Annotated in this window: 8 protein-coding genes and 3 pseudogenes; 3 read left to right on the forward strand and 8 right to left on the reverse strand. The window is 43.1% G+C overall.

All coding sequences use genetic code 11. The annotated features are described in order from the left end of the window. Together AC4II3_RS27780 and AC4II3_RS27785 are read left to right on the forward strand one after the other, a co-directional pair. The coding region (locus AC4II3_RS27780; protein ID WP_488017489.1) for a hypothetical protein at positions 1–194 on the forward strand (194 nt) is incomplete at its 5' end. A gap of 195 nt (positions 195–389) precedes the next feature. Continuing rightward, positions 390–704: pseudogene (locus AC4II3_RS27785) on the forward strand (DUF433 domain-containing protein); the annotation flags it as partial. An 11-nt stretch (positions 705–715) separates the two neighbouring features. On the opposite strand, the pseudogene AC4II3_RS27790 reads toward AC4II3_RS27785, so the two are convergent. Continuing rightward, positions 716–982: pseudogene (locus AC4II3_RS27790) on the reverse strand (ISAs1 family transposase); the annotation flags it as partial. Positions 983–1,482: 500 nt separating this feature from the next. On the opposite strand from AC4II3_RS27790, the gene AC4II3_RS27795 reads away from it, so the two are divergent. Beyond that, a complete protein-coding gene (locus AC4II3_RS27795; protein ID WP_488017414.1) occupies positions 1,483–2,544 on the forward strand; it encodes a catalase family protein in 1,062 nt (353 codons plus the stop codon). A 344-nt stretch (positions 2,545–2,888) separates the two neighbouring features. Here the strand turns inward: AC4II3_RS27795 and AC4II3_RS27800 are convergent, their stop codons facing one another. The 7 genes and pseudogenes from AC4II3_RS27800 to AC4II3_RS27830 all read right to left on the reverse strand — a co-directional run bounded on the left by AC4II3_RS27800 (position 2,889) and on the right by AC4II3_RS27830 (position 10,572). Next, positions 2,889–3,668: a hypothetical protein gene (locus AC4II3_RS27800; protein WP_488015307.1), complete on the reverse strand. Its 780-nt coding sequence runs from the start codon at positions 3,666–3,668 to the stop codon at positions 2,889–2,891. Between the two features lie 159 nt (positions 3,669–3,827). Next, entirely contained in the window at positions 3,828–5,294 is a 1,467-nt protein-coding gene (locus AC4II3_RS27805; protein WP_488015309.1) for a Dyp-type peroxidase, read from the reverse strand. Positions 5,295–5,415: 121 nt separating this feature from the next. After that, positions 5,416–6,624, reverse strand: coding sequence for a hypothetical protein (locus AC4II3_RS27810; protein WP_488015311.1), 1,209 nt, complete (start codon positions 6,622–6,624; stop codon positions 5,416–5,418). Positions 6,625–7,280: 656 nt separating this feature from the next. Beyond that, entirely contained in the window at positions 7,281–8,363 is a 1,083-nt protein-coding gene (locus AC4II3_RS27815) for an ABC transporter ATP-binding protein (protein ID WP_488015313.1), read from the reverse strand. A 29-nt stretch (positions 8,364–8,392) separates the two neighbouring features. Next, the gene (locus tag AC4II3_RS27820; RefSeq protein ID WP_488015315.1) at positions 8,393–9,271 is read right to left on the reverse strand and encodes a carbohydrate ABC transporter permease; all 879 of its coding nucleotides are present in this window, start codon (positions 9,269–9,271) and stop codon (positions 8,393–8,395) included. Further along, positions 9,271–9,447 (reverse strand): annotated as a pseudogene (locus AC4II3_RS27825) (sugar ABC transporter permease); the annotation flags it as partial. The pseudogene AC4II3_RS27825 and the gene AC4II3_RS27820, both read right to left, overlap by 1 nt. A 24-nt stretch (positions 9,448–9,471) precedes the next feature. Further along, positions 9,472–10,572, reverse strand: a complete 1,101-nt coding sequence (locus tag AC4II3_RS27830; RefSeq protein WP_488015317.1) for an RNA-guided endonuclease InsQ/TnpB family protein — start codon at positions 10,570–10,572, stop codon at positions 9,472–9,474. Positions 10,573–10,683 lie beyond the last annotated feature (111 nt).

Genomic DNA, 10,683 nt, shown 5'->3' on the forward strand with positions numbered 1-10,683 from the left:
GTAACCATCCGTCAAAGTCTGAAACATTTGCACATTCCTGTATGGAGGGAGATAACTCCGATCATAGTTCAACTGTCTGTTGCGTTAAATTCCTGGTTTCCTCACTAGACCTCGGAGCAATAGGAAAAGATGTGGCATTGCTGAGGCGCGGGATGACTATCAGTAGAGTGGGCATCCTGCCCGCCCGGAAATGAAACAGGCAAGATGCCTGTTCCACCAAGATGCCTGTTCTACAGGTGCGACCCAAGGGCGATTTACTCGCCCGCTTAAGGCGCGCACCTACTCTTAAAATCATTCTATTATTAAACAACGCCTGATTTTAAGCTGACCACTACCGCTGAATACTTAAACACTTCGTACAATAGAGATACTTTAAGAAAGCGATAGATATGGCTCCAGTATCTAATAGCAAAACAGCTATAATAATTCGCACAGAATGGGGATTAACCATTGCCGGAACACGCATCACCCTCTACGATGTGATGGATTATGTCACAGCTCAGTATCCACCCAAGTTTATTGGCGATGTTCTTAACCTCACTAAAGAACAAGTAAGCGCTGCGCTGTCATACATTGAAGACAATCGTACCCAAGTCGAAGTAGAGTATCAAACTATTTTGCAGGAGGAACAGGAAAACCGACAGTATTGGGAACAGCGGAATCGAGAACACTTTGCTCCCATTGCAACAATGCCCCCTAAACCCGCAGGGCTGTTTCATTCTAACAAAACCCAAAGCCTAGACCACTTGTTACGAAGCCATTTTTGGGCTTCGGTAATTGAGTCGAAGCCCAAAATTCGGAAAAGATTCAGAGCTACTGTGTTGAGAATAGAAAAGTTAGTAGTAGCTTGAGTGTCATTAAAAGAACAATGATCTTCCTGTAAAATCACATCTTTAATCCAATGCAATTTATTTTCGATTGCCCAGTGTCCTTTAATTTTATCAGCAAATACTTTAGCCGTTTCTGACAAGCTACTGATATATAGCGTTTCTAGGACTCATGAGGTAAACAGAATTGTTTGACTATTGGCTCTTGCCTTCCCCTCCTGGGAGGGGTTAGGGGCTCATAAGGGTAGGTTTTTTACAAAGACCTCAGGTGTGGGGTGTGGGGCGTGGGGTGTGGGGTGTGGGGGATAAGAAAATGTACTTAATTTGTCGTTATTAATCATCATTTCTTCGTTGTTTTCCTTTTTCTCTTCCTCTGGGTCGCCCCATATTTCACCCTAATGTAAAAAACCTACCCCTGTGAGGGGGTTAGGGGTGGGTTCCTCTTACCTGCTCCCTGCTCCGAAGTCCCTAAAACCCAGATATTTGTACCTCACAAGTCGTAGAATTGCTATAGCTGATAGCTGATAGCTGACATTATAACTAATACTCAAATAACAAACGATAAAACTAAATACTACTCCCTACTCCCTGCTCCCTACTCCCTACCCTAATGCTATAATACTAGAACACAAAAGGAGTAAAAGAGGCGAAAGCGATGACTAAATTAGAAATTGGTCAGGAAAACGTACCGCCGGATGAAGAAGAAGCTACTCGTGAAATTGCCCAAATCAGTGAACGACTTATTGACAAAAATCCTCCTGTGAAACGGGGAGAACATCCCAAAGCTCATGGTTGTGTTAGAGGAGAATTTATCATTGACCCTAACCTCCCTAACGATGACAAGATTAGAGTTGGTATTTTTAAAGAACCAGGCAAGCGTTTCGCCGCTTGTATTCGCTTCTCAAATTTCAGTGAGCAGAAGGATACCAAAGGTGATGCCCATGGTATGGCGGTTAAACTGATGGGTGTACCAGGAGACAAAGTCTTGGAGGATGAAAAATATGAAGAAACCCAAGATTTTTTGCTAATAGACCACCCGCTTTTCGTAGTTCGCAATGCCAAAGACTACATTGAGTTTTTTGCAGAAATTGAACGTTCCGGAAGCCGGAATCCCATAAAGTTTTTCATAAATGGACTTAATCCATTTAAATGGCGCTGGCGTGAGATCCAGATCGGACTACGGATTCGGTTGTCTAAGATGCGCAGTCCATTAGAATCTCAATATTGGAGTACAACTCCATACAAATATGGGTCAGGAGCGATTAAATTCTCCCTGAAGCCTTCTCCTGATAATATCTCAACTAGTTCTAAGTCGATTCCTAAAACAGAAAACTTTCTTCGCGACGCAATCCGAGAACATCTCAACAATAAAGAAGCTTGCTTTGATTTCTTAATTCAGTTTCAGACCGATGCTGATAAGATGCCAATTGAAGACCCCACCATCGATTGGAAATCACCCTATCAAAAAGTAGCTACTCTCAAGATTCCTGCTCAGGCTTTTGAATCTCCTGAGCAAATCAAATTTTGTGAGGATTTGTCCTACACCCCATGGCATTCTCTACCAGAGCATAGACCTTTAGGGGGAATCAACCGTCCTCGCAAGCAGGTTTACGAGTTAGTTTCTCGGCTACGAAACCGACTGAATAATGTCCCCCATAAAGAACCAACAACAGAAGAATTTTTCTCGATTTTTCCCCTAGATGTCTTGCCGAAGTAGGGAGTCCCTACCCTTATGAGGGTGTAGGGGGTGGGGTGTGGGGTGTGGGGGATAATAAAGCGATGCAGAGGTGCGACAATAAGCGCGAATTTAATAATTAGATGCGGAAAGCGCACCAAAGCCCGACCTGCCGGGGTTTCCCCCACTTGCGCTTGGGTACAAGACAATGATGATTTTTAACGACAAATTAAGTATATTGTCTTGATGCAATAGCGAGTGGGGGAAACCCCCCCATGAAGGCGCTGCATCGCTTGTCTGTACCCCCACACCCCACACCCCACAACCCACACCCTACACCTCACGTTTTTGTTAAAAACCTACCCCTGTGAGGGAGTCCCTACTCCCTACTCCCTATTCCCTCGATCTGGGTGACCAAACCATGTCCATTGGCGATCGCTAGGCATATAGTCTTCTATTGTTTGTACAACGTCTCCCATGGTTGCGTCTTGGGCAACCCAACCGCCATCGATATCTGGGAAATCGAGCTGACAGTTCTCGCACTTTTTGTCATTGTAAAAGCGGATCGGACACCAGAAAGATTCCACATTCCTCAACATTTCAGCACCGAGGGAATACACCCCAGTCATCCAGTCACAGTAAAGGCACCAAATCAGATCATGACCAACTAAGCCTTCAAACTTCTGGCGACTGACATTGACCCATTCACTGTGCTTGTAACTTGGGAAGCCGAGTAACCAGATTAGGAATGGATACAAGGCTACTTCAGCAAGGCGAATCAAAAAAAACACTGGCACACTGACAGCTGTCACCCATAATGCCAAGTGGTTTCGCCACCAGCCAAACCGCTGATTGAGGTAGCTAACAATTCTCGGTCCTTTTACTGCTTCAGAATGGACTAATTCATGAGCAACAATCCACAACTGTAGCGCTAATATTTGACCCACTAGGGCAGCCAAAACCCCCACCCAGCCTAAAAGTAGTCCACTGATCACCCAAGGAATCCACACTATCACTGATAAGATCATGTCCAGCCCAGGGGCTTGGATAAAGGATTCTGAGATAGTCTTGCCTAGCTTACCGAGCTGAGGCATTACGGTTAACACGGAGATCAACCCAATTTCCAGGGAAAAAACTGCTGCAAAGGTTAGAGCAAATGGAATCATAATAGTTTAGATGCACTATTTAGATGCACTATAGTAGTTTTGAACAGGTGCGACCCGAAGGTGCGACCCAAGGCCGGGTTCCCCGGCCATTGGAAAGCGCACCTTTAGCGAATTTAATTCGCCTACGGAAAGCGCACCTAAGGTCTGGCATTGGACAATTCAAGCACAATTAACCATAAATTGCATGGCGGTGATACTTGGCATAAAAAAGTATCCACCCCCCTTGACGGTTACAAATCGAGGTAGGTTATTAATTCGTTTACGAATCAGTGAACGCTCAATGGTCATATGACCAGAACCGTCATTATCTCCGATGATCGGGTCTTTGCTATCATATAGACTGTTAAATCGAGGATTGTTACACCAAGTTTCCTGAAGAAACTCAAATTGACGCCTAATATTAGCATTAATACTGAAGAAATGTAGTCCTCTGGGCTTGCCATCATCCTGAATATCCACAGGCAACTGACCGTTTTCGATATCATCGATGGGGAATAGAGGTTCTCCGTAAATAGCCCCCCGTCGAATAATCCGATGCCGATTGGATAGTTTAAAGGAATCCTCTGGGGTGGCATCTAGAAAGGAATCCCTGGGGTTGCTACGACGGATGTGAGCACCGATGGGGCAACGATAACCCTCTTTATCTTCTGGTAAGTACTTGAACTGATTCTTGTCCTGAATCTCTGGGTTATCCTGGTCTGGGGCAAGCACTAGGGGGGTACCACTGGGCCAACGTCCTACGAACTTAGCGGCAAGCAAGCTCATGGTTGGAGCATGGGGACAACCCTCGCCATCATGTCCTTGTTGGGCAATATATTCCCAAAAGCCAGCTACATCCTGGGCTAGCTTCCGGTATACCAGGTAAGTTCCATGACGTCCGAAATCTTTCAACTCTGACAGTTCTGTACCTGGAAAACTGGGCAAGATATTATCACTATCCTGGTCTACTGGCACAGATGGGGTAGCAGGTAAGAAATCGTATTGATTTGGATAGCCCAGGATAAACTCTCCAGTCTTAACCACATCTTGATTAGGGTTTTGGTTGTTTCGATTCCCCTCAATGATCGGCTGGGAAATACTGTCGTTAAAACCGAAATGCTCCTTATTACTAGGAGCTCTAAACCCAGGCTCTTCTGCCACAACCACTAGACTATCGTCTTGGTCTTGAAGCAATTGGTTGCGCTGCTGGGCGAGGCTTTCGGGGTCTAATCCATAAAGGATCAACAACATATGAATCTCTTCATTATTTGCTCCACCGACATCCCATTGATCTGGAGCGCTTTCTGCCGTATCTCCTAATATACGAGAACGTTTTGAAGTAGCTATCCCTTCGATTAATTCCCTGGAAAATGTTTCGAGAGTGTGCTGTGGTAGGTTAAGAGCTTGCAATCCTTTGTGGGTAAAGGCAATATTCAAGGTATATTCAGGTTTTTCGGTGGTTCCATCTGGTCGTTTTGGCCACAATTTACCTGTAGTGATTTCCGGGAGAATAGTCTTTAACCATGCCTGAGCTTGTTTAGGGTTCTTGATTTGAACAAATAAAAATAAGGCATAGCGCAGATGCCCATAACCACTCAATATAATTCCCTGAATATCTTCCCGTGCTTCTGGCGTTAATTCTGACATGGTTGCTTCCCTCGTTTCTGGGTTTAGAGTTACAGAGTTATCCCTGATTTATTGCTGCATCCAGCTGACGATTAAGTCTTCTATTCAGTAGCTATTTCAACAAACCGTTATCAACAAACCGTTAGAGCAGTTTTAACCATTCTTCAACCGCAGATTGATTAAAATTTGTCCCGATCATTTTGCTAATTTGTTGGTCTCTCAAACTAGTTTGGACAGTTTGCTCAGGATAAGCGCTGTAGTAGACTAGGGATGGGGTTTGGTAATCTCGGAAATATTGTTTGAACGCCCCAATATCCTGAGCGCCTCCCTCTGGATAAGTCATTGTGTTGTTCCAAATGGAGTTTAATCCGTCGCTGGCTCGATCAACAAAATCATTCAGATAATTATCCCAGGAGCCATCATAATTACTTAAAAATAGTAAACGTTTCCCTTCATCAATAATCAGCCAACGGGCAAAATGAATTGTAGTGATATTAACTAGGGATGCTGGTGGAAATAGATATTGTCCAGCCCAATTAACTAGAAACAATACTATCTTCAGACGCTTGAGTCGCTCAGGGTTAATGTCTACAAGGTGATTCATTGAGTTCTGAACAAAACGGTCTTCTGCATTGGCCAGAAGCTGACTTTGAGCGAGATCAGCTTTCACACTAGTATATTGTCCAATTTCACTTCTATTTTCCGGTTTGCCCAGTATGCTAGCTAGAAAATTTATTATAACCAATAGGATTTGGCGAATTAAGTTTAATATCCCTTGACCCAGAGCTACCAATCCTCTCAATATCTTTAATCCATTCAATCCCACAACTTCCCACCAAGTATTAGTTTGAGAAACCAGGGCAACTTTATCTAAAAATGGCTTGATTCCTGAACAATCTAGGTAGTTAGCTACATCCTTGAGATCTAAGAAATTTTCAATATGTTTCCGAATGGCGATGTAGTTCTTGAGGCTTTCGACGGTTTCGTTACGGAAGGCAATGTAAAAGGCTTCGGGCTGATAGGAGTGTTGGTTAATAAACTCAGAGAATTGTGCCTTGCCCGTATAGCCTTGGCATTTTTCCCATAGGCTATCCATTCCTGGTGATATCTGAATTAGTTCATTGAGGTAGCTATCTAAGTCACCATCATAATTACTGGAAAAGAGCAAGCGCGGTCCATTATCAGGATCATTGAGGATGGCAAAACGCGCCAAGTGGGTTTGACGGCTCTCAGGAAAGCGAACATAGGGATTATTTGCTGGATCCGAGTCAATTGCTTCGAGAATTGATTTTAGATTTGCCTCTTCTTCAGGCTTAATCTTGACAATAACAGTCAGGGGGTTTGGGGACATTCTGCCCTCCATTTAAAGAATATTAATTAATAATGGGGTTTTGGCTAAACTAAGTTGATGCTTTAGTTTACGGTTTAGTTTACGGTTTAGCTTACGGTTTAGCTTACGGTTTAGCGATCGCGTTTAACCCTATCTAGCTTTAGGCTGTAGAGAATTTACGAGTTCCTGTGACTGTAACTTAATTACAATCATCACTAATTATACCCTATTTATTTTACCAAAATTAGTTTTAACTGTCAAAATATAAACATTGTTTACATTATTATTTACATTACTGTCCTCTGGTGGCTGTCCTCTCCTTGCTAGGGCTCCATTTTCTACATATTTCTTAATATTTTTAACTAATTGTTTCTGGTAAACTGGGTAAAGTTAGGGTAGAATTCTCAAGGGGTGACAACAAAGCTCAAACCTAGGCAGGTTTTAGGTTTTAGGTTTTAGGTTTTGGGAAAATTACAGCGACTCGTGTTGTTGTATTTTCCAGCAGTTGAAGCCATTTTCACCAATCCAACTGTATAGATAGTTTTAATCAACTACTACGCCATGACGATGTTCCCTAACACCTAACCCCTAAAACCTAACCCCTGTAAGATTTTAAATTAGCTTGTCACCCCGTGAGGGTAGAATTAAATGCTATCAAAGAGCCGCTATGGGATGCTCTAAAGAGACCCTAAGCGAACCCATGTTTCACTATCAAACCAGTGAATTAACTGGGGTGATATAGCCAGGGTCACTTCTTCTGTTTCCCAAGTTAAATTATTTGGTAATAACGCCCGGATGCTGAGAGAGTCTGACCCCTTAACCCTAACACTAATTAAATTATGCATGCCTAGATTTTCCACCAGGTAGATGCGACCCTTAATCCTATATTTATCCTCAGGTTGAGCTAGGGCTACATCTTCTGGACGGATACCTAGAACAATCTGTGGCGGAACTTGAGGCAAATTCGGCAAAGGAATTTTGACCTCACCCAAGAGGGCATAATTCCCCTGACAGTGAAGTGTCAGTAAATTCATTTGGGGAGAACCGACAAAACTAGCGACAAACTGATTTGCTGGCTGGTTGTAAATGCCCTGGGGTGTATCTAGCTGTTGCAGCTTACCATCACATAAAACCGCAATCTTAGTTGAGAGGGTCATTGCTTCGGTTTGGTCATGAGTCACATAAACCACGGGTGCCTTTTGAGCAACAAATAGCTGCTTCAAATCCGCTCTAACTTGCTCTCGCAGCAAAGCATCCAAGTTACTTAGAGGTTCGTCTAACAAAAACACAGCCGGTTGCCGCACCAATGCCCTGCCCAGAGCAACCCGCTGGCGCTGACCACCAGATAGCTGACTAGGCTTGCGCTCCATCAAATTTTCCAGTCCCAGTTTACCAGCTACGTCCTGCACCAGGCTGCAAATTTGCTCACAAGGGACTTTATGGAGTTTCAGACTAGCTGCCATATTGTCATATACGGTCATATGAGGATAGAGAGCATAGCTTTGAAAAACCATAGCAATATTGCGATCGCCTGGTCTGACATGAGTAACATCCCGTCCATTGATAACTACTTTGCCATGGGTGGGTTGCTCTAACCCAGCAATTAGTCGCAGCATCGTAGACTTACCACATCCCGATGGCCCAAGTAGGGTAAGAAATTCTCCTTCATCCACCTCTAAGCTAATGTCTTTAACTGGGATAACATTACCCTTGTTAGTCTTGTAGATTTTATTAATATTATATAGTTCTAGTTTAGCCATACTATCGTCAACCTTCAACCCCCAACGAGTTAACCCTTGACTGCTCCCGATGTTAAACCTTGGACAATTTTACCTTGGAAAAACATTACTAATACCACTAAGGGAAATGTTCCTATAACTGTCATAGCCGCAATCGCACCGTAGGGAATCTCTTTCCCTAAAGAACCACTCAACTGAGCCGCAGCAACGGGCAAAGTTTTCATGGATTCTTGGCTAATGAAAGTGAGGGCTAAAATAAATTCATTCCAAGCAAAAATAAAGGTAAGTATTCCTGTGGTTACTAACGCTGGAACGGTTAGGGGTAACAAAATTTGGATTAGCATTTGCCAGGTGCTATAGCCATCCACTTTAGCAGCATCTTCTAGCTCTCGCGGTAGCTGTTGAAAAAAGCTGCGCATCACTAATAGGGTGAGAGGAAGGTTGATAGCTGTATAGGAAACAATCAGGCTTAAATAATTATTTCCTAGTTTAAGAATTTGGATTATTTCCAGGAGTCCTAGGAAAATCAAAACAAAGGGAAATAAGGTAATAATTATAATCCCGGCAAGGATGATTTTTTCTCCTCTTAGGGTTAACCGTGCTAAGGCGTAAGCAGCAGGAGTTCCTATCCCTAAACACAATAGTGTAGAAGTAATTGATACAAAGGCGCTGTTGAAAATATAGTGAATTAGGGGACGGCTAGTAAATAAATTTATATAGTGTTCAAGTGTATATCGCCTAGGGAAATAAATATTAGGAAGGGAAGAGATATCTTGGTTAACTTTGAGGGAGGTGAGGAATTGCCAGAGGAGTGGTGCTAGGCAGAAAATTACCAATAAGATGATTCCTAAAGGGAGGATGATTGGTTTGATAATGTTAATTTGTTTTGTTTTTGGTTGAGGAGATGATGAGTTAGGAAGAATAGTCATTAGTTCCGTAAGCCTAGCGCTATAATTACCACCGTGGTTACCAGTATCACAAAGGTTACTACCACAAGGGCAGCACCATAACCGAAGTCTAGATAATCCATGACAGTGGTATAGATGTAGAGAGATACAACTTCTGTAGCTCCTCCGGGACCACCTCCAGTCATCACTTTGATCAGGTGCAACATTTAACCTGTGCAAACCTACTTATCAGCAGGAATGACCTGTATAGCACCAGGTGAAAACCTGGTGGTTGTTGCCGACAAAGCACGAATCATTATGTTCCGTGCGCCATTCCAATCCCGTGGTAATGAGAAACCACATTTTGGGCATTGGAATTTTCTATTACCGCCTAATTTTTCGTGAATATGACCGCACTCCGGACAAGTCTTGCTCGTGTAAGATTCATTAACTAATACCACCCTTACATCATGCCGATCTGCCATTTGTATCAAATGTTGGCGGAATTTGTAATGACTCCAGGTAAGCAGATTGCGAGCTGTCTTCTTGTTCAACTTCCTAGCTGACTTGACGACCATCTCAGATGTATCAAACGTCGGCAAAAAGATGAGCTTGTAGTTACTAATAAGGAAATACGCTGACTTGTTGTGACAGTCCTTAATTAGGTTTTGAATCTTTTGGCGTAAACGATGGGCGGCTTTTCTCATGGCTCGTCTCTGGCGTTTTGCAGAGCTTAAGTCAATACGACTCATCAACCGATCTAACTGCTGACAAAGTCTTTGGATTCTACCAATATCGCTCTTACCTATTTCTAGATAATTACTGCCGTCAAATCCAGTTAAAAACGTTCTGATACCGGGATCTAAAGCTATAACTCGATCTTGAAAAGTGGGAGTAGGTTCAATGTATTCAGGGAAAATCCCGTACCATTTGCCTTTGATCCAAACCAACTGGGTACCGTAGATGCACTCGTCAGGAAAACCTTGAGGTGAACGGAAAGACAAGCCTTTGACTTTTGTTGGATACCAGGAACCTTTCTTGAAGTTACCAGCCTTGAACTTGATCACTTGCCTTGTTTCTCGACAAGACTTAAACTTAGCAAAACCCTTGTTAGCTTTTGCCTGCTTAAACCCATCAATTGCATCAGCTACTGCCTCTTGCAGTTGATGACCTGGGAGTTTTTTTACCCACTCTGGTCTATCCGATGCCCTTGCTAATTTTTGTAAATCGTAGGCACTACCTTGATAGCCATTTTTGATGGTAGCTATTGACCAGTTATAGACCCAGCGATAAGCATTAAGCCACGTTTTCCATACTTTATGAAGCTCTTTAGATGGAAACACCCTGAGTTTCTTGACACTGTTGGGTGTCAACTTCACCGTCTGGTTCCGAGGTTTTTTCTTGTACCGCTTGCGTGACTTGCTTTTGATATTTTCGGAGTCCGTAAAGCCTAG

The organism is Moorena sp. (genome assembly GCF_982860115.1).